Genomic DNA, 22,478 nt, shown 5'->3' on the forward strand with positions numbered 1-22,478 from the left:
TGCTTTTGTTTGACCGCCGAGGCCGATCAGCTGTGGTCCACCAGCAGCTTGCCTCGGTTCATCAGCTCGCTGATGATCTGGTGGTCATTGGCGCTTTGATCCAGCCCCAGCGAGGCGCGCAGGTCCACATTGGCCAGCACGATGTGCTGCTGGTCACCGCAGCCCGTGCTGTCGCTGTGGCCGGTGGCGTCGGCCTGGAAGCTGCCGCTGGCACTGACGTGGATGATGGTGCTGCCCGGCTGCGAGTGGGTGTCGAAGTCCAGGAAGTTCAGCAGCTTGTCCACGCTGGCCGTGCCCGACGGTGTCGTGCTGTGGTCGGTCTGCAGCAGATCGCGCAAGTCGAGCACATCACCACCGGCCGAGCGCGCGGCGCAGTTGAAGTCGGTGATGGTGTCGGTGTGGTTGTGCTCGCCTGTGGCAGGGCGGTCGGCCAGGGTCCAGGCGAACACGTCGGTGTCGCAGGTGCCGTGGTGTTCGCCGCTGCCGGACACGGTGTGCTCGGTGTGATCAGCCAGGGTGGGCGCGTTCACGTCGATCGCGACGATGCTGCTGGAGACGGTCTTGCTGTCGGTGGCGCCAGCCGCGTCCGTGGCCTTGATGGTCAGCTGCGGGAACAGGTCGACCGACAGGCCCAGCACATGGGCCGGGTCATAGCTCAAGGTGGACAGCAGGTGGTTGACCTGTGCCACGTCGATGGTGTGGCCCGGGGTATCCGACTCGATGACCAGGTGGCGCGAGTCGACGCCGCTGATGTGCAGGCCTTGGGTGAGGGCCGGGTCCAGCGACAGGCTGAGCTTGCTGTGGTCGCCCAGCAGGGTACCCAGCGACAGGAACTGGCCCACGCTCACGTCGACGCGAATCAGGTTGTTGTCGACATCGGCCACGGCCACGTGCTGGGTCTTGCTCAGATCCAGCAAGGGGTTCACGGCCAGATCCACCAGACCCAGGATGTTGTGCCCGTCGCTGTCGGCGCTGACCACCGGGGCGTGGTTGGCCGCGACGGTGGCCGCCGTGGTCAGGGTGATGGTGCCGCTGGCGTGGTCGCCGTCCTTGTCCACGATGGTGTAGCTGAAGGTCTCGTCGGTCGCGTCATGGCCTTGCTTCATGGTGAAGTCGCCGGTGACGGTGTTGAGCTTGATCTCGGCGCCGGACTGCAACGTGATCGTGAGGACCTTGGTGCTCGGGTCCAGCACGGAGCTGACCTGCTTGCTCGACGAGAAGGCTTCGATCTTCTGCAGCCCGTCCGCGCCCGCCAGCCCGGCCAGGCTGCCGGCCTTGAGTGTGGGCACGGTGTCGAGCAGGTACTTGCTGAGCTCGGCATTGGTCGTGAGCGTGGTGGCGCCTTGTTCCGTGCCGGTGATGCCGTTGTAGGCGATGGGCTCGATGTTGGCGATGTACTGCGCCGTCAGGGTGCCCGTGCCAACGGCGTACGAGTCAATGTGGTTGTCCTTGAGGAAGGTCTCCCAGTTGGTCTCGTCCTTGCCGGTGTCGATGCCTTTGCCCGTGTTGGGGTTGCCATCGGTGATGAAGTAGGACACGTTGACGCCATCGCTGATCTTGCCGGTGGCGGCAAACGAGGCCTTCGCTGCGGCGAGCGCGGCGTCATAGTTGGTGCCGCCATTGGCGCTCAAGGCATCGACGAAGGTCTTGGCCTGGGCTACCGTCATCCACGCGGCGCGGCCTTGGCCAGCGTCGTTGAAGGTCACGATCTGGACTTTGACGTCACCCAGGTCGTCATAGCGGTCGATCAGCGAGTTGATGGAGGCTTTGATGCCGTTGACGGTCTTGTCGGCCAGCGTGTCCTTCATGCTGCCCGAGGTGTCGACGATCAGCATCAGGTTGGTGTTCTGCGTGCCGGTGCTGCTGTCGACCTGCATGACCTGTGCGCCGGACAGTGGGCTGTCGTCTTCGATCAGCACGTTGAGGGCGGCTGTGCTGGTGCTGTGGCCGTCGCTGGCTTGCACCTGCAGGTTGACGCTCAGCACGTCTTCCGCATTGGGGTTGGGGTGGTCGACGGGGCCTTGCAGGGTGACCTTGTAGTGGCCCTGGTCGTCGATGGTGGCCGTGAGGATGGGTGTGTTGCCCGCCTTGCCGACCAGCGGGTCGGTGGCCGTGCCGCTGCCGGACCAGGTGATGGCCACGCCACCCGATGTCATGCCGCTGGGGCCGGAAAGCGTGAGGCTGACCTTGTCACCATCGGCATCGCTGATGGCGAACAGGCCGGTGGCTTCCTTGGTGTTGACGGTGTCGGGCGAGCCCTGGTTGTCGGGGTTGCCACCGACCAGGCCTTCTTCCGACAGGGCGGCTGGGCCGCTCTGGCTGCCGATGATGGGCGCGTCGTTGACGGGGGTGATGCCGATGTCGATGGTGGCCGTGGTGGTGCCGCCATGGCCATCGGACACGGTCACGGTGAAGGTGTCGGCGCCGTTGTAGTCCTTGGCGGGCGTGTACGTCCAGGTGCCGTCTTCGTTGACGATGACCGTGCCGTGTACGGGGTCGGAACCCTTGGCGTAGGTCAGCGCATCACCATCCGGGTCGGTCGCCTTGACCTGGCCGGAGACAGGCTTGTCTTCATCGGTGGTCAGGCTGTAGTGGCCAGTGACAGGGTCGAAGTTGCCGCTGGTCGGGGCATCGATCTTGGGTGGATCGTTGACTGGATTGATGCCGATGTCGATGGTGGCGGTCGTTGTGCCGCCATGGCCATCGGACACGGTCACGGTGAAGGTGTCGCTGCCGTTGTAGTCCTTGGCCGGCGTGTACGTCCAGGTGCCGTCTTCGTTGACGACGACCGTGCCGTGCTGCGGGTCAGCGCCCTTGGCATAGGTCAGCGCATCGCCGTCCGGATCCGTGGCTTTGACTTGGCCGGAGACAGGCTTGTCTTCGTCAGTCGTCAGGCTGTAGTGGCCCGTCTCGGGATTCAGGTTCGGATTGCCCGGGTCATCGATCTTGGGCGGGTCATTGACGGGGTTGATGCCGATGTCGATGGTGGCTGAGGTGGTGCCGCCATGGCCATCGGACACGGTCACGGTGAAGGTGTCGGCGCCGTTGTAGTCCTTGGCGGGCGTGTACGTCCAGGTGCCGTCTTCGTTGACGATGACCGTGCCGTGCTGCGGGTCAGCGCCCTTGGCGTAGGTCAGCGCATCACCATCCGGGTCGGTCGCCTTGACCTGGCCGGAGACGGGCTTGTCTTCGTCAGTCGTCAGGCTGTAGTGGCCCGTCTCGGGATTCAGGTTCGGGTTGCTTGGGTCATCAATCTTGGGCGGGTCATTGACGGGGTTGATGCCGATGTCAATGGTGGCCGTGGTGGAGCCGCCGTGGCCATCGGACACGGTCACCGTGAAGGTATCGCTGCCGTTGTAATCCTTGGCCGGGGTGTACGTCCAGGTGCCGTCTTCGTTGACGACCACGGTGCCGTGCTGCGGATCCGCGCCCTTGGCATAGGTCAGCGCATCGCCATCCGGGTCCGTGGCCTTGACCTGGCCTGAGACGGGCTTGTCTTCGTCAGTCGTCAAGCTGTAGTGGCCAGTGACGGGGTCGAAGTTGCCGCTGGTCGGGTCATCGATCTTGGGCGGGTCATTGACAGGGTTGATGCCGATGTCGATGGTGGCGGTGGTCGCGCCGCCATGGCCGTCGGACACGGTGACCGTGAAGGTGTCTGCGCCGTTGTAGTCCTTGGCGGGCGTGTAGGTCCAGGTGCCGTCTTCGTTGACCGTGACGGTACCGTGTTGCGGATCCGAACCCTTGGCGTAGGTCAGCGCATCGCCATCCGGGTCCGTGGCCTTGACCTGGCCGGACACGGGCTTGTCTTCGTCGGTGGTCAGGCTGTAGTGGCCGGTGTTGGGATCCAGGTTCGGATTGCCCGGGTCGTCAATCTTAGGCGGGTCATTGACGGGGTTGATGCCGATGTCAATGGTGGCCGTGGTGGAGCCGCCGTGGCCATCGGACACGGTCACCGTGAAGGTATCGCTGCCGTTGTAATCCTTGGTCGGCGTGTACGTCCAGGTGCCGTCTTCATTGACGACGACCGTGCCATGCTGTGGGTCAGCGCCCTTGGCATAGGTCAGCGCATCGCCGTCCGGGTCGGTGGCCTTGACTTGGCCGGAGACAGGCTTGTCTTCGTCGGTGGTCAGGCTGTAGTGGCCGGTGACCGGGTCGAAGTTGCCGCTGGTCGGGTCATCAATCTTGGGCGGGTCATTGACGGGGGTGATGCCGATGTCGATGGTGGCGGTGGTCGTGCCGCCATGGCCGTCGGACACCGTCACGGTGAACGTGTCGGCGCCGTTGTAGTCCTTGGCCGGCGTGTACGTCCAGGTGCCGTCTTCATTGACGACGACGGTGCCGTGCTGCGGGTCAGCGCCCTTGGCATAGGTCAGCGCATCGCCATCCGGGTCGGTGGCCTTGACCTGACCGGAGACGGGCTTGTCTTCGTCGGTCGTCAGGCTGTAGTGGCCCGTCTCGGGATTCAGGTTCGGGTTGCCCGGGTCATCAATCTTGGGCGGGTCATTGACGGGGTTGATGCCGATGTCAATGGTGGCGGTGGTCGTGCCGCCATGGCCGTCGGACACCGTCACCGTGAAGGTGTCCGAGCCGTTGTAGTCCTTGGCAGGCGTATAGGTCCATGTGCCGTCTTCATTGACGACGACCGTGCCGTGCTGCGGGTCAGCGCCCTTGGCATAGGTCAGCGCATCGCCGTCCGGGTCGGTGGCCTTGACCTGACCGGAGACAGGCTTGTCTTCGTCGGTCGTCAGGCTGTAGTGGCCCGTCTCGGGATTCAGGTTCGGGTTGCTCGGGTCATCAATCTTGGGCGGGTCATTGACCGGGTTGATGCCGATGTCAATGGTGGCCGTGGTCGTGCCGCCATGGCCGTCGGACACCGTCACGGTGAAGGTGTCGCTGCCGTTGTAGTCCTTGGCGGGCGTGTAGGTCCAAGTGCCGTCTTCATTGACGACCACGGTGCCGTGCGCAGGGTCCGAACCCTTGGCGTAAGTCAGCGCATCGCCATCCGGGTCCGTGGCCTTGACTTGGCCGGAGACAGGCTTGTCTTCATCTGTGGTCAGGCTGTAGTGACCGGTGACAGGATCGAAGTTGCCGCTGGTCGGGTCATCGATCTTGGGCGGGTCATTGACCGGGTTGATGCCGATGTCGATGGTGGCCGTCGCCGTGCCACCTCTGCCATCGGACACGGTCACGGTGAAGGTGTCAGCGCCGTTGTAGTCCTTGGCGGGCGTGTAGGTCCAGGTGCCATCCGCATTGACCACGACGGTGCCGTGTGCAGGGTCGGAACCCTTCGCATAGGTCAGCGCATCACCATCTGGGTCGGTCGCCTTGACCTGGCCGGACACGGGCTTGTCTTCGTCCGTGGTCAGGCTGTAGTGGCCTGTCTCGGGCTTGTAGTTGGGGTTGCTGCCGGGTTCGTCAACAAATGGCGCGCGGTTGCCCACTTCGGTGGCCGTGGTCACATTGGCCACGGTGGCGAAGGGCGTGCCTGCGTCACGGTCCGGTGTGCTGTAGGCAAATTCCTGCGACGACACGGTTTCGATCACACGGTCAACACGCAGCCCCAGCGACATCGAGCCACCGCCACCACCAGTCAGGCCGGCCGCGGTCGCCGCATCTTCATCGCCTCGGTCAACGGCATTGATGGCATCGTCCACGGACTTGTTGTCCTGGGCATGGTCAACCGTGTCGTGGGCATGCTTCTTCGCGCTGCCAGCTTTGCCATTGGCCTCAGCCAGCGCCACTTGCATGTCACGTGGCATCCAGGCCTGGCCGTCCACATCGGTGATCTGCAGCTGTGCGTTGGCTTCCGCCAGGATCACGTCGCCGGGCTGGATGGCGTCCCCTTCCTGCAGCGGGCGCGCATCGGCCTGGCCTGCCGGGATGACGTTTGCACGCCCTTGAAGACTGGTGACGACCCCGCCGGGAACTTGCGCGGATTTGGACATGGCAAAACCTCTCGAAACGTAACAAACGCCTTTGACACGAGGATAGCGACGGGGCCTTCCTCAAGGGTGATCTGATGGATCACGGGGCGTGAACAATTCCGGCATTGCGCCGAATAAATCGGCGCTTTAGCGCAGAGGCACTCAGGGTCAAGCCGACATGCAGCCTGTTTGCCACCAAGTGAAACGGGCCAGAACTGTCCAACAAGGTCTTGTCGGCAGGTCTGGCCCGCAGTGAAGGGCAAGCGTCACGAAATGACGCTGGTATGCAGCCTTTAAGGCATACCGAACGGCATCATGGCATCAGCGCTCGCGCAAGGCGTAAGCGTGTGCCTTGAGCACCGGTTTGAGCAGGTAGGACAGCACCGTCTTCTTGCCTGTGAGCACATCCACTTCAGCCGTCATGCCCGGGATGATGGGCATCTTGTCGTTGAAGTTCGGCTGCTTGGTGCGCACGCGCACCACATAGAAAGTGTTGGTGCCTTTTTCGTCCGTCACGGTGTCGGGGCTGATGTTCTCGACCACGGCATCGAGCCCGCCGTAGATGGAGAAGTCATAGGCGGTGAACTTCACCGTGGCCGCCTGGCCCGGGTGGATGAAGGCGATGTCACGCGGCTGGACCTTGGCCTCCAGGACCAGGGCATCGTCCAGCGGCACGATCTCCAGGATGTCCTTGCCCGGGGTGACCACGCCGCCCACCGTGTTGGCCAGCAGGCGCTGGACGCGGCCACGAACAGGCGACTTCACTTGGGACTTGTCCACCTTGTCGGCCAGCGCCACCGCGCCTTCATTCAGCGCGTTCAGCCGCCCCAGCACTTCAGACAGGTCCTTGCGGATTTCGTTGCGGAAGGACAGGTCGGTTTCCTGGATCTTGCGCGTGGCTTCCGCAATGGCTGCCTTGGCACGTGATGCCTGGGCGCTGGCCTGTTCCTTGTCGCCACGTGCGCGGGTCACGTCGCGCTCCAGCCGCAGCACATCCACTTCAGACACCGCACCGGTGGCCAGCAGCGGCCGGGTCTTGGCAAGCTCTTGCTGAGACAAGTCCAGGCTGCGTTTGGCCGAATCGCGCTTGGCTTCGGCTTCGCTCAAGTCCTGCTGACGCTGCGCCAGTTGCTGTTCGCTGATGGACACCAGAGCAGATAGCTCGGAGCGCTTGGCGTCATAAAGCTGGCGCTCCTCATCCACGATGCGCTGCTCTTCGATATTGCCTTCATGCGCTTCGGGCGGTTTGAAGCTGTGCCCTTCGGCCAGGGCCTTCAGGCGAGCCAGCTTGGCTGTCAAGGCAAATACCTGGGCCGCGCTTTCGCGCACACCCGATGTGGCGCGTGTTTCGTCGATCTTCAGCAGCAGCTGGCCAGCTTCGACCACCTGGCCTTCCTTGACCAGGATCTCGGAGACCACACCACCGTCCAGCGACTGGATCACCTGCAATTGCTTTGAAGGGATCACCTTGGCCTCGCCCTTGGTGACCTCGTCGATCTTGGCCAGCGAGGCCCACACCAGCAGCACGCCCACCAGCAGCAGGGCACTGCGCACCAGGGTCTGGGCGCGGTAGGTCTGCTCGGTGCTCATCACGGCCTGGGCGTCCAGCTCGAAGCTGCGCATGCCCGCGCCGGCGGCGGTCTCGGGCGTCACGCGTGGGCCGGCCACTGTATCGAGCACGCGGTCCGTGAGGGGGGCCAGCCTCAGCCGGATCGCTTCCAGGGCTTTGACCAGCTTTTGTCCAGCATTCAGCAAGGCGTTCATGTTGTGCTCCTTGCTCACGAGGCGCGCGAAATGCGGCCAGCAGACAGCGCCTGCATGATGCGTTCACGCGGGCCATCGGCCACGATCTTGCCCTGGTCGACCACGATCACGCGGTCCACAAACGAGAGCATCGAGGTGCGGTGCGTGACCAGCACCACCGTCTTGCCTTGCGAGAAAGCCTGCATGCGCTGCGTCACGAGGGCTTCGGTCGAGAAGTCCATGGCACTGGTGGGTTCGTCCAGCAGCAGGATGGGCGCGTTGTGCAGCACCGCACGCGCAATGCCCACGCTCTGGCGCTGGCCGCCTGAGAGCAGCTCGCCGCGCTCGCCCACCTGCATGTCGAAGCCTTGCGGGTGGCGTTGCACGAACTCGTTCAGGCCGGCCGTGTCGCTGGCCGCCACGATGGCGTCGTCCTGCGCATGCGGCATCCCGAAGGTGATGTTGTCGCGCAGCGAGCCGTAGAACAGCGTCACGTCCTGCGAGACATGGGCCAGGTTGCGGCGCACATCGGCCGGGTCCAGCTGACGCATGTCGATGCCATCGAGCAGCACGGCGCCTTGCGATGGCTGGTACAGGCCCAGGATCAGCTTTTGCAGCGTGGTCTTGCCCGAGCCCACCTTGCCGATCAGGGCGACCTTTTCGCCGGGGCTGACCTTGAAGCTGATGTCGTCGAGCGCCGAGTCCTGTCGGCCCGGGTAGGCAAAGGACACGTGGCGGAACTCGATCTCGCCTTTGAGGTCCTTGCGGTGGATGAAGTTGGTGCCGGCAGGGCGCTCCACCGGCTGGTCCATGATCTTGTTGAGCGACTCCATGGCCGTGCGCGCACCCTGGTACTGCATCAGCAGGCCCACGATCTGCCCGGCTGGTGCCAAGGCACGGCCCGCCAGCATGGTCGAGGCGATCAGGCCGCCCATGGTCAGTTGCTTGTCGGTGATCAGGTAGACACCGATCAGGATGATGCTGACCGACACCAGCTGCTGCAGCGTGGCCGTGGTGTACATGGCCGAGGACGACAGCCCGCGCATGCGCACATTCAGCGCCGACAGGAACTGGTTGGCCCGCTCCCAGCGCGCCTGGATCAGGTTTTCGGCACCTTGCGACTTGATGGTTTCGATGCCGGTGAGGCTCTCCACCAGTGTGGCATTGCGCTGCGCCGAGGCCTGGTAGGTGCTTTGCGACAGCTCATGCAGGCGATGCTGGAGCACATAACCCGATACGACGATGGCCGTGAACACGGTCAGCACCGGCAGGATCAGCCAGGGTGAGATCCAGGCCATCACGATCACGAAAAGCAGCGCGAAGGGCAGGTCGATCAGCGCGGTGACGGTGCTGGAGGCGATGAAGTCCCGCACCTGTTCGAAGCCACGCAGGTTGGCGGCAAACGAGCCCACCGACTGCGGCCGGTTCTCCAGGCGCATGCCCAGCACCCGCTCCATCAGCGAAGCCGAGATCTGCACGTCGATGCGGGCGCTGGCCTCGTCCACGAAATGGCTGCGCAACAGGCGCATGAACAGGTCGCCCGCGAACACCAGCGTCACGCCGATGGCCAGTACCCACATGGTTTCGGTGGCATGGTTGGGCACCACGCGGTCGTACACGTTCATCGAGAAAATGGGGAAGGCCAGCGCGAACAGGTTGATCAGCAAGGCTGCCCACAGCACGTCGCGGTACACGAAGCGCTGCGCCAGCACCGGGCCCCAGAACCAGTGGCCGGACTTGGTGGCGCGCATCTCGGGGGTGCGCTCGTCGAACTTGAAATGCGGCCGGGCAAACAAGACGATGCCCGTGTAGCGCGCCTGCAGTTCTTCGGTGCTCAGGGTGATGGCACCCTGGCCGCTGTCGGGCAACAGGATGCGCCACTTAGCGGCGGCGCCAGATGAGCCCGACTCACGCCCCAGCAGCACGCAGGCCTGCTCGCCCTTGAGGATCAGGATGGCGGGCAGCGTCAGCGCATCAATGCGCGCCAGCGGCAAGCGTTGCACCTTGGTGGCCAGGCCGGCTCGGCCAGCGGCACGCTCGGCCAGATTCAAGGGCAGGGCACCCTTGTCCAGCGGCAGCCCGGCTGACAGCGAGGCCCGTGAAGCAGGCAGGCCATGCAGGCGGCAGACCTCTACCAGGCAATCCAGCAGGGGATCTGGCGTCAACAGGTCTTCGCGGAGGCGTGGCGGTGCCGAGGCGTCAGGTGCGGTCGTGTCCAGCGTGGCAGTCATGCGTGAATTCGTGAGGTTCTATCCCGCACGAGACAGCAGTGTCAGCGCGGCGTGATCAGCGGATATCGGCACAATGCACCGCAAATTGACCCTCGGCGCGATCGGCGAAGAAGCGCTCCAGGGTCATGCGCACGGTGCGGAAAGCCAGGTCGTCCCAGGGGATTTCGTGCTGATGGAAGAGCTGCGCTTCCATGGTTTCCGGCCCGGGCGAGAACTCGGTGTCCAGCAGGCGGGCGCGGTAGAAGAGGTGAACCTGGCCCGCCGTGACCACATTGATGATGCAGTACAGGCCCTGCATCTCGATGTGGGCGCCAGCTTCTTCGTCGGTTTCGCGGGCGGCCCCTTCTTCGGTGGTTTCACCCAGCTCCATGAAGCCGGCGGGCAGCGTCCAGTAGCCCTTGCGGGGCTCGATATTGCGTTTGCACAGCAGCACCTGCTCACCCCAGACGGGCAGCGTCCCCACCACGTTCAGCGGGTTGACATAGTGGATGTGGCCACAGGATGGGCAGACGGCACGCTCACGGTTGTCGTCCTCGGGCACCTTGTGCTCGACGGGGGTGCCGCATACCTGGCAGTGCTCGATTCGGCGTGAAAACAGCATGCCCGCAGTTTAGGGCAACAAGATGGCGAAACCGTGGCTTGTGGCCGGCAATTCACAGGCAATGGCCCGCATTCGCGCGCAACGCCGAGCTCTGCGCCTTGGTCAGCGGCGTTTTGTCAACGGCGTTTGGGCCCGGCCGGCAGCGTCGTGACCCAGGGCGCGAAGCTCTCCAGCACCTGCAGGGGGTGGCCCCGATGCCAGAAAACCGAGCGGCGCGTCCAGATGGGCGCTGGGTCTGGCGGCATGGGCGACAGGTGCGCCCATTGCCTGGCCAGGCGCCGCCGTTGCGGAGATTGCAGGGGCAGGGCATGGGCGATCAGCGGGTCGCGGCGCACCTGCGTGTGCTCGAACAGCAATTCGGCCAGCGGGCGCGTGCCCAGCCCCTTGATGGCGCGCCAAGGGCCTTTCACCGCGCCCAGCGGGGTGCTGCTGCGCGCCCAGACCGCCGCCCGGCCATTGATGCGCAGCACCACCTCGCGGACATGGCCCTCGCGGCAACGCAGTGCAGCGCGCTCCTGCGGCCACAGGGTGCGGCGGCCCTGGCTGAGCACCTGCACGCTGACCTGCCCGTGCAGCCGCAGGCGGGCTGTCAGCGAACCTGGTGCGCTCAGCCAGCGGCGCAAGCTGGGCGACACAGCGCCACGCCGGCCACCGTGTGAGCGTGCGAGGGCAGAGTCAGATCGGGGTACGGCAGGCAGGCGAGGTAGCATCGGGGCGCGATCATAGCGGGCCTGGCGGGTGATGACCTGCGCGGGGCCCATTCGGACATCATCACGCATGACATCACACACCTTGCCACCAGGCTGGCTGGACATCGACTTGGGCAAGGCCTTGCACGGCCGCGTCGGCGCGCTGATGAGCGCCCGGGCCGGCGGCGTCAGCGTGGGGCCTTACGCCCAATGCAATCTGGGTGACCACGTGCAGGACGACCCGCAAGCCGTGCTGCACAACCGCAGCCTGTTCGCGCAAGCCCTGCAGGCGCAACCCGTGTGGATGACGCAGGTGCACGGCAACCGCGTCATCTGGCTCACGCGCGATGCCGATTTCCTGGGCCCTTCAGGGCAGCTCGCCCAGCCTGAGGCCGATGGCGCCCTGACCACCGAGCCGGGCCTTGCCTGCACGGTGATGGTGGCCGATTGCCTGCCCGTGCTGCTGGCGGCGCCCGAAGGGCGTGGCGTGGCCGCGTTGCACGCAGGCTGGAGAGGGCTGGCGGGCGCTGGCGACATGCAGGGGCAGGGCATCGTGCACACCGGCGTCCGGGCCTTGTGCGAGGCCGCATCTTGCGAACCATCGGACCTGCAGGCCTGGCTGGGGCCCTGCATCGGCCCCGCGCATTTCGAAGTCGGCGCCGACGTGCTGGCGGGCTTCGGGCTGGATCCTCTCGCCGCGCAGGCTCACCGGCGCTTCACGCCCCGCATCACGGTCGACGCGGTGGGGGTCCATGAAGCACCATTCCAGGCGCGCAAATGGCTGGCCGATCTGCCGGGGCTGGCACGTGACACGCTTAACCACCTGGGCGTGAGTCAGGTTGGCGGCGGCACCTGGTGCACGGTGTCCGAGGCCTCAAGGTTCTTTTCGTTCAGGCGGGATCGCGTCACCGGCCGGCAGGCCGCCAGCATCTGGCTGCGTTGAGCCCTCGCCGGGATGGGCGTCGTCGCCCGATGGCCGCCCCTTATCAGCTTGCTCGGCCAGGTGTTGCGCATGGGCTCTCGCCTCGGCTGCGCGCAAGGCTTTGCGGCGCGCTGGCGCACCCATCAGGTACAGCACCAGGGCCAGCGGCGCGAGCCCATAAAACACCAAGGTGATCACGGCGCCCAGCACGGAGCCCTGCGGGCTCGTGGCCTCGGCCAGCGCCATCATCACGGTCACGTACAACCAGGCGGCAGCAACAATCCACATCCAACATCATCCGGTTAGTGAAAGTCCCGCAGACACGCCAGATCGTTGAACTCAACATGATTGATGAAAATCATGCCTGTGTCGGGGCAGGCAACTATTCTGGAACAGGTCTTGCTCAAAGCCCTTTGAACAAGACGGATTGATGACCGTTGGGCCGATGTTGAAAAGAAGCTAAAAGTCATCGGCCCGTCATGTCAATCGAAAAAAACCGCGGTCAGAATACGGCAACATGACGGAGGCATCATTTTTTCGGATGCCCCTTGAAGATTCCAAGTAGGAGACATATGGCTGTTCCTCAACGGTCACGCTCGCAGCGCCCAGCCGCTGCGCAGGACGTGACGCAGCGTGATGCCGCCGTGCAAGCCAAGCCGGCTGTCAAAACCAAGCGCCCAGCAGCCAAGAAGGCCGCTGCCCCGACCAGGAAAACAGCGACGCGCAAAGCCGCATCGCCAGCCAGCGCGGCTCGGTCTGAGGCGCCCGAAGCCCCTGAAGCCGGCACGAAGCGCCAATCAGGCAAGCCCGAGGCGAACGCCTCCAGCGCTTCTGCCAAAGCCACCAACGCCTCCCCCTTCACGACACCATTCGATCTACCTCTTGGCGGGGCATTCGCCGAGCATTTCAAGGCCCCGTTCGACCAGGCCGCCGCCGCAATGGCCGCGCTCAAGATCCCGGGCATGGAGCAGCTGGATCTCAATCGCATGCCAGGCATGGCCGCCGACGCCATGAAGCAATGGATGAGCAGCGCAGCCCTGGGTGGCGCGGCCCCCGCCATGCCCGAGGGCCTGACGGTGCTCAAGCCCATGCAGCAGGCCATGGAGGCCATGAGCCAGAGCCTGGGCAGCACCCTGTCATCGGTGGCTGGCTTGACAGTGCCGGCTGACGCGCTCAAGGACATCCAGCAGGACTACATGCAGCAGGCCACGGCCTTGTGGAACCTGGCACTGGAAAAGCCTGACCAGATCAAGGCGTCCGATCGCCGCTTCGATGCACCGGAGTGGGGCAGCAGCCCCGCCAGTGCCTTCATGGCGTCGATGTACCTGCTCAATGCCCGTACGCTGCAACGCCTGGCAGACCAGCTGCAGGGCGATGCCAAGGCGCGCCAGCGCGTGCGCTTTGCCGTGCAGCAATGGGCCGATGCCGCCTCGCCCAGCAACTTCCTGGCCTTCAACCCCGAGGCCCTGAAAAAAGCCGTCGAGACCAAGGGCGAGAGCCTGCAGCAAGGCCTGCAGCACCTGCTCAATGACCTGCGTCAGGGCCACATGTCCCAGACGGACGAGCGCGTGTTCGAAGTCGGCAAGAACGTGGCCACCACGGCCGGCACCATCGTGTACGAAAACGCGTTCTTCCAGCTGATCGAGTACGCGCCCTTGACGCCCAAGGTGCACGAGGTGCCCTTCCTCTTCGTGCCGCCTTGCATCAACAAGTACTACATCCTGGATCTGCAGCCGGACAACTCCGTGGTGCGCTACCTGCTGTCGCAGGGGCACCGCGTGTTCATGATCAGCTGGGTCAACCCCGACGACAGCCTGGCCAAGGCCACCTGGGACGACTACGTCGAGCAGGGCGTGATGAAGGCCATCGACGTCACCCGTGAGATTTCGGGTGCCGAGAAGGTCAATGCACTGGGCTTCTGCGTAGGCGGCACGATGCTGGCCTGCGCCCTGGCCACGTTGGCGGCAAAAGGCCAGAAGCCGGCTGCCAGCCTGACGCTGCTGACGTCCTTCCTGGACTTCTCGGACACCGGCATCATGGACGTCTTCGTGGACGAGGCCATGGTGCGCATGCGCGAGATGACCATGGGGCCGGAAAGCCCGCAAGGCGGCGGGATGATGAAGGGCACGGACCTGGCCGCGACCTTCTCCTTCCTGCGCCCCAACGACCTGGTCTGGAACTACGTGGTGGGCAACTACCTCAAGGGTGAAATGCCGCCGGCATTTGACCTGCTGTACTGGAACAGCGACAGTACCAACCTGCCCGGGCCGTTCTACACCTGGTACCTGCGCAACACGTATCTGGAAAACAAATTGCGCCAGCCCGGGGCGGTAGAGGTGTGCGGCGTGCCACTGGACCTGCGTCGTCTGGACATGCCCACCTTCATCTATGGTTCCCGCGAAGACCATATCGTGCCCTGGGGCGGCGCGTATGCGTCCACCCAGATCGTGCAAGGCCCCAAGACCTTCGTGCTGGGTGCGTCCGGTCACATCGCTGGTGTGATCAACCCGCCCGAGAAAAAGAAGCGCAGCTACTGGACGTCCGGTTCGCTGGCACGCGGCTTGCCAGCCACGGCCAAGGAGTGGATGGACACCGCGCAGGAGAACCCTGGCAGCTGGTGGCCGGTGTGGGCCGAATGGTTGGGCAAACAGGCTGGCGACATGGTGCCGGCGCCCAAGCAGGCGGGCAGCAAGCGTCATCCACCCATCGAGGCCGCGCCAGGCCGCTACGTCCTGCGCAAAGCTTGATTTTGGCGCCCGCCGTCTTGTGCGGGCTTGGATCCTGACCTCTCAAGGAGATAAGCATGTCTGACATCGTGATCGTTGCAGCAGCCCGGACCGCCGTCGGCAAGTTCGGTGGCAGCTTGGCCAAGACCCCGGCATCGGAACTGGGCGCCATCGTCATTCAGGATCTGCTCAAGCGCACAGGCCTGGCGGGCGACCAGATCAGCGAAGTCATCCTGGGGCAGGTGCTGCAGGCTGGCTGTGGGCAGAACCCGGCGCGCCAGGCCGTGATCAAGTCGGGCCTGCCCAATGTCATCCCCGCGATGACCATCAACAAGGTGTGCGGCTCCGGCCTCAAGGCCGTGATGCTGGCTGCGCAGGCCATCCGTGATGGCGACGCCGAGATCGTGATCGCTGGCGGCCAGGAAAACATGAGCATGTCGCCGCACGTGGTGCCCAACTCGCGCGAAGGCATGCGCATGGGCAACTGGCAGATGGTGGACACCATGATCAACGACGGCCTGTGGGACGTCTACAACCAGTACCACATGGGCATCACGGCCGAGAACGTGGCCAAGCAGTACGGTATCTCGCGCGAGGCGCAGGATGCGCTGGCCCTGGCTTCGCAGCAGAAGGCTGCTGCTGCTTCCGACTCCGGCCGCTTCAAGGACGAGATCGTGCCCGTGCTGATTCCCCAGAAGAAGGGCGACCCGCTGGTGTTCGACACCGACGAATTCATCAACCGCAAGAGCAATGCCGAAGCCCTGGCTGGCCTGCGCCCCGCCTTTGACAAGGCCGGTTCGGTCACCGCGGGCAATGCCTCCGGCATCAACGACGGTGCCGCGGCCGTCATGGTGATGAGCGCCAAGAAGGCCGATCAGCTGGGCCTGAAGGTGCTGGGGCGCATCGCGTCTTACGCCAGCGCCGGCCTGGACCCGGCCTACATGGGCATGGGCCCGGTGCCTGCCTCACGCCGTGCGCTGGAGCGCGCGGGCTGGAAGCCGGCCGATCTCGATCTGCTGGAAATCAACGAGGCCTTCGCGGCGCAAGCCTGTGCCGTCCACAAGGAAATGGGCTGGGATACCAGCAAGGTCAATGTGAACGGTGGGGCCATTGCCATTGGCCACCCCATCGGTGCGTCGGGTTGCCGTGTGCTGGTGACCCTGCTGCACGAAATGCAAAAGCGCGACGCCCGCAAGGGCATCGCATCCCTGTGTATCGGTGGCGGCATGGGCGTGGCCCTGACCATCGAGCGCTGATCCCCGACTGACAGAGTCTTTCATTCATCCCAAAGAGGAGAACTTCATGAGCCAAAAAGTAGCGTACGTGACCGGTGGCATGGGTGGTATCGGTACCTCCATTTGCCAACGCCTGCACAAGGACGGATTCAAGGTGATCGCGGGTTGCGGTCCCAGCCGTGATCACGCCAAGTGGCTCGACGAGCAAAAGGCGCTGGGCTACACCTTCTACGCGTCGGTGGGCAACGTGGCCGATTGGGACTCCACGGTTGAAGCCTTCAAGAAGACCAAGGCCGAGCACGGCCCGATCGACGTCCTGGTGAACAACGCCGGCATCACCCGTGACGGCATGTTCCGCAAGATGACCAAGGCCGATTGGGACGCGGTGATGGACACCAACCTCAACAGCCTGTTCAACGTGACCAAGCAGGTCATTGACGACATGGTCGAGCGCGGTTGGGGCCGTATCGTCAACATCAGCTCGGTGAACGGCGAAAAGGGCCAGTTCGGCCAGACCAACTACTCGGCCGCCAAGGCCGGCATGCACGGCTTCACCATGGCCCTGGCCCAGGAAGTGGCCAACAAGGGCGTGACCGTGAACACCGTGTCGCCGGGCTACATCGGCACCGACATGGTGCGCTCGATCCGCCAGGACGTGCTGGACAAGATCGTGGCGACCATCCCTGTCAAGCGCCTGGGCACGCCCGAGGAAATCGCCTCGATGGTGTCGTGGGTGTCCAGCGATGAAGCCGGTTTCGCCACAGGCGCCGACTTCTCGGTCAACGGTGGCCTGCACATGGGCTAAGGCGATTGCCTGAGGTGCCGGGTTGAAGCGCTCGCACCTTGGCCCGGGTGGCCAAGGCGGGCGTTAAACCTGCCAAGCAACAACCCCGCCGCGCAGCGATGCCGGCGGGGTTGTTTTTTGCCGGCCTCGCTGCCCACCTTGCAGAAGCAGAAGCGCAGCCGGCTTCAGGCCGCCGCTTCCTGCTCCAGGACGAGGCGATCCAGCGCGGCGCAGACTTCGGCAAAGCGGCCGGCAATCACGGTGCGGCGTGCATCGGCGGGGTCTGTGCAGATGCGCACGCGCCGTTCAGTGTTTGCGGACACCGACGATGCCCGAAGCGGAATGACCTGCGCCGAGGCGCTTTGGCCGGGCTGGCGAGACGGCGTACCCCAAGGCGTGATGGGCCTGGCCTTGACGGGGCGGGCTGCCGGCGCACTGGCCGGACGCGTGCCGTCTGACGGCGGGTTGGTGCCGGCCGAACCAGGGGTGGTGTTGCGGATGAAGAATGCACGGGCCAGGTGATGAATCATGATGAACTCCGGTTGACAGCAGATGAAGTTCGGCAGGATTCGACAAGGGTCCACCAGACAGGATCGCACCACCGGCCAGGTGATGCCAATGCCCGCCACCCGTCTGGTGGTGTGAAAGCTAGTTGAGCAACTGGTTGCGGATCAGGCCGACGGCCAGACCTTCCAGCTCGAAATCTTCCTGCTCGGGGGAGACCACGATGGGTTGGAAATCGGGGTTCTCCGGGAGCAGTTGAATGCCTTGCGCCGTGCGCTGAAAGCGTTTGACGGTGACCTCGTCACCCAGGCGGGCCACGACGATCTGGCCATTACGGGCATCGCGTGTGCGGGCCACGGCCAGCAGGTCGCCGTCCAGGATGCCGGCGTCTTTCATGCTCATGCCTTTGACGCGCAGCAGGTAATCCGGGCGACGGGCGAACAGGCCGGGCTCGACCGAATAGGTCTGCTCGACATGTTCTTGCGCCAGGATGGGGTTGCCGGCAGCCACGCGGCCAACCAGTGGCAGCACCAGTTGCTCAAGCCCGGGCAGCGGCAGGTTGAAGGGCAGCACATTGCTGGCTGAGCCTGATGATTCGCCGCCACGCTTGCGGGTTTCGTTGACGGTGCGCAGGGTACCCGCCTTGAGGCGGATGCCACGAGAGGTGCCACCGACCAGCTCGATCACGCCTTTGCGTGCCAAGGCTTGCAGGTGTTCCTCAGCGGCGTTGGCCGAACGGAAGCCCAGTTCGCTGGCGATCTCCGCCCGGGTGGGCGGCGCGCCTGTGCGGGCGATCGCGCGCTGGATCAACTCGAAGATTTCCTGCTGGCGCGGCGTGAGTTTGGGTTTATCGTTCGACATCGCAGTGGCTGACGCTGTTTGAATCGTTGGCTGTCATTTTATACAGGACTGTTGGTTTGTCCAGTACTTTTATGCAAGCACTTGGGGTGGCATGCAGGACCTTGTGAAAAGCGTTGTGATTCTGGGAACGGGCGGGACCATCGCGGGTACGGGCCATGACCCTCAAAAGAGCTGGCAATACCGCGCCGCGCAGTTGTCGGTGTCGCAACTCGTGGACGCCGTGCCTGAGCTGGCTGGCGTCCCGCTGGAGACCGTGCAGGTCGCGCAGATCGACAGCAAGGACATGAGCTGGTCCGTCTGGCGCTCGCTCGGGCAGGCACTTCAGGCGCACCTGGCCCGTGAGGATGTGGCCGGTGTGGTGATCACCCACGGTACGGATACGCTGGAAGAAACGGCCTACCTGTTGCACAGGCTGCTGGATGGCCGCAAGCCCGTGGTGCTGACCGCCGCGATGCGCCCCGCCACGGCGCCGGACGCTGACGGGCCCGCCAATTTGCGGGACGCCGTCCGGGTCGTGCAGGAGGCGGCGCGCCGAGGTCTCGGGGGCGTGGTGGCGGTCTTGCACCGCCGCATCTGGGCAGGAGGGCAGGTGCGCAAGGCGCATTCCTGTGCGCTGGATGCCTTTGATGCTGGCGGGCACCCCCCCTTGGCGCGGCTCGACGAGCAGGGGCTGTGGCACGAGGCCATCACGCCGTGGCCTGCCAGTGGCAAGGCCGGGTGGCTGCCTCTGGCGACAGAACCGCCTCGTGTGGAGATCATCCACAGCCATGCTGACGCCGACGGCTGGATGGTGCAGGCCGCGCTGGCTCATGCCCGGCAGCACGGCCCCCTCAAAGGGCTGGTGCTGGCCGGGACGGGCCATGGCACCTTGCATCAAGGGTTGGAAGCGGCCTTGACGCAGGCGGTTGCGCAAGGGGTGGCCGTCTGGCGCAGTTCGCGCGTGGCCCGTGGGGGCGTCAACAGCCGGGAGGGGGATGTGTTTGTGGCCTGTGGCGAGCTGACACCAGCTCAGGCCCGGGTGGCCCTCATGCTCTATTTATTGGGTGTGTGAGCGAGCACAAGGGCAGGCAGATAAGTTGGGAATGCAAGCACGAGTCTTGGCTGTGGTGACCAGCGAGCCAGCTCTAGCTTCCTCCCACCGGTGTCAGGTTTGCCCTGCAACCGGTTCGAGTCGAATTGTGCTGGCCGAATATGAAAGCGCTGTGACAGCTCAGGGCTTGAGCCGGATCACGATCGGCTCTGCGCTGGTCTTGAATGCCTGCTCGACACCGGGCGAGGCTTCACCCATGCTCGGCACCCAGACGCGGACCCGGTGCTCCCCGGGGGGGATGTCGATGCTGACGTTACCGCCCGCATCAGTCACGCCGAAGTAGGGCGTGTCCACCACGTGCACATAGCCCAGCATGCGGTCATGGATGTTGCAGCCCAGCGTGGCCGTGCCCGGTTTGTCAAAGACCACGGGCGCGGCCGGTGTGCCTGCGTAGAGCTTGATCTCGAACGTCTTGGTGGGTGAGAACGAGTAGACGTGGTGCCGCACCGTGTCGAAATTTGGAAAGTTCACCGAGGTGCCCGTCTGGATGACGCGCAGCTTGGGGACAAAGGCCTTGTCCTTCTGGGCCATGTCAGCCACCGTGCCGGGCGCAGCCTGGGCGCGTGTGCCTTTGACAAACACCGATACGGCGGCGCCCGCCAAGGGCTGGCCGTTGTCAGCTTGAAGCTGGATCTGTTGGGGGGCAGCCCATGCGCTCAGGCACAGCAGTGTGGCGGCCAGGCCGAGCCAGGCTCGTTGACCGGGCTTTTCAACCCAGTTGCTTGCGTGTTGTCTGTCGAGCATGGTGAACGCCTGCCTCAATATTTGACGATGTCGCGGCGGGTGGGGGCCAGCCTGCGCAGCAGTTCGTTCTTGGCGCCCTCGGGCACGCCTGCGCGATCCAGCTCTTCGCGCATCACGGACACCATGATGTCGAACTCGGCGCCCGAGATGTTGGACTTGGCGTGCGAGTTGGCCATGGTCTCGCCTTCATAAACGCAAGGGCCATCGGCCACCTTGCAGAGATAGGCCGCCACGCTCTTTTTCAGGTAGGGCATCTTGATGCCGTCGAACGAGCGCATGGTGCGCGGGTCTGTGGACACCCGCTCCAGCGTGCGGTCGGCCACGGCATCAATCTTGGCGACGCCACCGAGCTGCTGATACAGCGGCGCCCGAGGCGGTGTGCTGCTGCAGGCCATCAACGCGGCCAAGGCCCAGCTCAGGGTGACCCCGCCTGCCGCCAGCTGGATGTGTCGACGTTGCGCCGGGCTCAGGTCGCGCCAGCTTGCAAACGGGCTTTTCAGGGGCATGGCAGATCCAGTACAGATTGAGGTATCGCTGAAAAATCCCGCATACAGGGATCTTGCGCTCATATCTTGACGCATCCGGACGATATCCATCTCCGTATTTGGCCGAGTAGTCGCGGCTAAAAAACACCACTGAAAGCAGTCCATGAAGTCAAAGAGCCCGTTTTCCCCGATGTCTCGCGTGCAGGCCAGGCGTTTGCCCGAGAAGGCGCAGTGGTGGCGACTTGGCTGCTTGGGGCTGGCTGCGGCTGCCGCTTTCATGGCGCCCAAGGCCCATGCGGGTGACCGCCTGCTGGGCACCTGGGGCGTCAGCGAGGTGGACGGTGCTGGCGGTGGCGGCTTGACGCCCTGGGCGACCATCACGGGCACAGGCAGCAGCAACCAGACAGGTGGATCGGCCTTCGTCACCCACCTCAAGACCCAGGACGGTTATGACCTGAAGATTGGCGGTGCGGCCGTGGGCATCAAGGACAGCGTCGAGTTGTCCATGGCCCGGTGGTCGCTCAAGCTGGGTGACGTGGTGCCCGGCAAGGCCATCGAGATGAGCGTGCTGGGCGCCAAGTTCAAGGTGGCCGGCGATGCGGTGTACGACCAGGACAAGGCCATGCCCCAGATCGCTGTGGGCGCGCAGTTCAAGCAGGTGGACGATGGCGACCTCGTCAAGTCCCTGGGGGCGACCAGCACGAGCGACATCGATGTGTACGCCACGGCGACCAAGCTGTGGCTGGGTGGCCTGGCTGGCCGCAATGTGCTGGCATCGGGCACGGCACGCCTGACGCGGGCCAACCAGTTCGGGCTGCTCGGTTTTGGTGGCGCAGGCCATGACAGGCACAAGCTGCAACTGGAAGGCAGCCTGGGCGTGATGCTGCGCGATGACCTGGTGCTGGGCACCGAGTACCGCATGAAGCCCAACAACCTGGAGGCCGGTGGGGCTGCCTTGCGAGAGGATGCCGCCTGGGATGTGTTCCTGGCCTGGTTCCCCTGTCGTGGTGGCAGCCTGACCCTGGCCTGGGTCAACCTGGGCAACATCGTCGGCAAAGAAGACCAGCAGGGCCTCTACCTGTCGGCACAGGCGTCTTTCTGACGTCTGCAGTCACAAGGGCTGATCAGCGCCCGCCCGTCACATCCAGGATGGCGCCCGCGGTGTAGCTGGCTTTCTCGGACAAAAGCCAGGCGATGGCTTCGGCAACCTCATCTGCCCGAGCAGCACGGCCCATGGGCAGGCTCGGCCCCAGGCGGGCGGCGCGGTCTGGTTCGCCGCCCGTGGCGTGGATGCCGGTGTCGGTGATGCCGGGGCGCACGGCCACGACCCGCACGCCCTCGGGCGCGACCTCCTTGGACAAGCCGTTGGTCAGCACATCAATGGCGCCCTTGCTCGCGGCGTAGTCCACATACAGGTTGGGCGAGCCGGTGCGCACCGCGCTGCTCGACACATTCACGATGACGCCGCCCTGGCCACCCAGGCGGGTCGACATGCGCTTGACCGCTTCGCGGGCGCACAGCATGGGGCCGAGCACATTGACGTTGAGCATGCGTTGCATGCGCGCTGCAGACATGTCCGCCAAAGGGGCGGTTTTGTCCACGATACCGGCGTTGTTCACGAGCCCCGTCAAGGGAGGCAGAGATTTGTCCACCATGGCAAACAGATTCAGTACCTGATTCTCATCGGCGACGTCAGCTTGGGCGATGATGGCAAGTGGTGCACCCAGTTGCCGGCATTCGTCTGCCACCGCTTGGGCCGCGTCGGCCTGGTGGGCGTAGTGAATCAGCAGGGCGTGGCCCTGGCGCGCCAGCAGCCGGGCCGTGGCGGCGCCGATGCCTTGGCTGGCGCCGGTGATGAGGGTGACCTGTTTCATGTCATGACTTTACATTCCTTTAACCGCGCGGAAGTCCGTCCTACACATGTCGCAAGGACACTGGT

17 protein-coding genes are annotated in these 22,478 nt (G+C 64.7%); 6 read left to right on the top strand and 11 right to left on the bottom strand.

Features of this window, described 5'->3' with window-relative positions; translation table 11 throughout:
- Nucleotides 1-26: 26 nt before the first annotated feature.
- From JY96_RS22555 to JY96_RS22560, 5 genes are all read right to left on the bottom strand, one after another.
- Complete coding sequence (locus tag JY96_RS22555) at nucleotides 27-5,945, bottom strand: Ig-like domain-containing protein (protein WP_052162751.1); 5,919 nt, start codon at nucleotides 5,943-5,945, stop codon at nucleotides 27-29.
- Nucleotides 5,946-6,245: 300 nt separating this feature from the next.
- Complete coding sequence (locus JY96_RS19265) at nucleotides 6,246-7,688, bottom strand: HlyD family type I secretion periplasmic adaptor subunit (RefSeq protein ID WP_035043704.1); 1,443 nt, start codon at nucleotides 7,686-7,688, stop codon at nucleotides 6,246-6,248.
- Between the two features lie 14 nt (nucleotides 7,689-7,702).
- The gene (locus JY96_RS19270) at nucleotides 7,703-9,898 is read right to left on the bottom strand and encodes a type I secretion system permease/ATPase (RefSeq protein ID WP_035039898.1); all 2,196 of its coding nucleotides are present in this window, start codon (nucleotides 9,896-9,898) and stop codon (nucleotides 7,703-7,705) included.
- A 55-nt stretch (nucleotides 9,899-9,953) separates the two neighbouring features.
- Nucleotides 9,954-10,499, bottom strand: coding sequence for an NUDIX hydrolase (locus tag JY96_RS19275; protein ID WP_035039900.1), 546 nt, complete (start codon nucleotides 10,497-10,499; stop codon nucleotides 9,954-9,956).
- 116 nt (nucleotides 10,500-10,615) lie between these two features.
- On the bottom strand, nucleotides 10,616-11,278 hold the full coding sequence (locus tag JY96_RS22560) for a chorismate lyase (protein ID WP_161784366.1): 663 nt from the start codon (nucleotides 11,276-11,278) through the stop codon (nucleotides 10,616-10,618).
- Here JY96_RS22560 and pgeF point away from each other — a divergent pair.
- Nucleotides 11,277-12,131, top strand: coding sequence for a peptidoglycan editing factor PgeF (gene pgeF / locus JY96_RS19285; RefSeq protein ID WP_052162753.1), 855 nt, complete (start codon nucleotides 11,277-11,279; stop codon nucleotides 12,129-12,131). The genes JY96_RS22560 and pgeF overlap by 2 nt on opposite strands.
- Here pgeF and JY96_RS19290 read toward each other — a convergent pair.
- Nucleotides 12,063-12,398, bottom strand: coding sequence for a hypothetical protein (locus JY96_RS19290; protein WP_035039904.1), 336 nt, complete (start codon nucleotides 12,396-12,398; stop codon nucleotides 12,063-12,065). The genes pgeF and JY96_RS19290 overlap by 69 nt on opposite strands.
- A gap of 770 nt (nucleotides 12,399-13,168) precedes the next feature.
- On the opposite strand from JY96_RS19290, the gene JY96_RS19295 reads away from it, so the two are divergent.
- From JY96_RS19295 to JY96_RS19305, 3 genes are read left to right on the top strand one after another with little or no spacing between them, the layout of a single operon-like run.
- Nucleotides 13,169-14,857 carry a class I poly(R)-hydroxyalkanoic acid synthase gene (locus JY96_RS19295; RefSeq protein WP_052162991.1) on the top strand — a complete coding sequence of 563 codons (1,689 nt, stop codon included), beginning with the start codon at nucleotides 13,169-13,171 and terminating at the stop codon, nucleotides 14,855-14,857.
- Nucleotides 14,858-14,913: 56 nt separating this feature from the next.
- Nucleotides 14,914-16,092 (top strand): acetyl-CoA C-acetyltransferase, encoded by a 1,179-nt coding sequence (locus tag JY96_RS19300; protein ID WP_035039906.1) that lies wholly within the window; start codon nucleotides 14,914-14,916, stop codon nucleotides 16,090-16,092.
- A gap of 46 nt (nucleotides 16,093-16,138) precedes the next feature.
- Nucleotides 16,139-16,876, top strand: a complete 738-nt coding sequence (locus JY96_RS19305) for a 3-ketoacyl-ACP reductase (protein ID WP_035039908.1) — start codon at nucleotides 16,139-16,141, stop codon at nucleotides 16,874-16,876.
- A gap of 164 nt (nucleotides 16,877-17,040) precedes the next feature.
- Here the strand turns inward: JY96_RS19305 and JY96_RS19310 are convergent, their stop codons facing one another.
- Nucleotides 17,041-17,385 (bottom strand): hypothetical protein, encoded by a 345-nt coding sequence (locus JY96_RS19310; protein ID WP_152606587.1) that lies wholly within the window; start codon nucleotides 17,383-17,385, stop codon nucleotides 17,041-17,043.
- Between the two features lie 118 nt (nucleotides 17,386-17,503).
- Entirely contained in the window at nucleotides 17,504-18,220 is a 717-nt protein-coding gene (gene lexA, locus JY96_RS19315) for a transcriptional repressor LexA (protein ID WP_035039911.1), read from the bottom strand.
- Between the two features lie 103 nt (nucleotides 18,221-18,323).
- Here lexA and JY96_RS19320 point away from each other — a divergent pair, with 103 nt between their 5' ends.
- Complete coding sequence (locus JY96_RS19320; RefSeq protein WP_052162992.1) at nucleotides 18,324-19,271, top strand: asparaginase; 948 nt, start codon at nucleotides 18,324-18,326, stop codon at nucleotides 19,269-19,271.
- A 159-nt stretch (nucleotides 19,272-19,430) separates the two neighbouring features.
- Here the strand turns inward: JY96_RS19320 and JY96_RS19325 are convergent, their stop codons facing one another.
- Both JY96_RS19325 and JY96_RS23375 read right to left on the bottom strand, forming a co-directional pair.
- Complete coding sequence (locus JY96_RS19325; RefSeq protein WP_052162754.1) at nucleotides 19,431-20,054, bottom strand: methylamine utilization protein; 624 nt, start codon at nucleotides 20,052-20,054, stop codon at nucleotides 19,431-19,433.
- Between the two features lie 14 nt (nucleotides 20,055-20,068).
- Entirely contained in the window at nucleotides 20,069-20,560 is a 492-nt protein-coding gene (locus JY96_RS23375) for a group 1 truncated hemoglobin (RefSeq protein WP_052162755.1), read from the bottom strand.
- Between the two features lie 142 nt (nucleotides 20,561-20,702).
- On the opposite strand from JY96_RS23375, the gene JY96_RS19335 reads away from it, so the two are divergent.
- Nucleotides 20,703-21,641, top strand: a complete 939-nt coding sequence (locus JY96_RS19335; protein WP_081961447.1) for a DUF3034 family protein — start codon at nucleotides 20,703-20,705, stop codon at nucleotides 21,639-21,641.
- Between the two features lie 22 nt (nucleotides 21,642-21,663).
- Here JY96_RS19335 and JY96_RS19340 read toward each other — a convergent pair whose 3' ends face one another.
- A complete protein-coding gene (locus JY96_RS19340; protein WP_035039914.1) occupies nucleotides 21,664-22,413 on the bottom strand; it encodes an SDR family oxidoreductase in 750 nt (249 codons plus the stop codon).
- Between the last annotated feature and the right edge of the window lie 65 nt (nucleotides 22,414-22,478).

It is taken from the genome of Aquabacterium sp. NJ1 (assembly GCF_000768065.1).
Lineage (GTDB): Bacteria > Pseudomonadota > Gammaproteobacteria > Burkholderiales > Burkholderiaceae_C > Aquabacterium.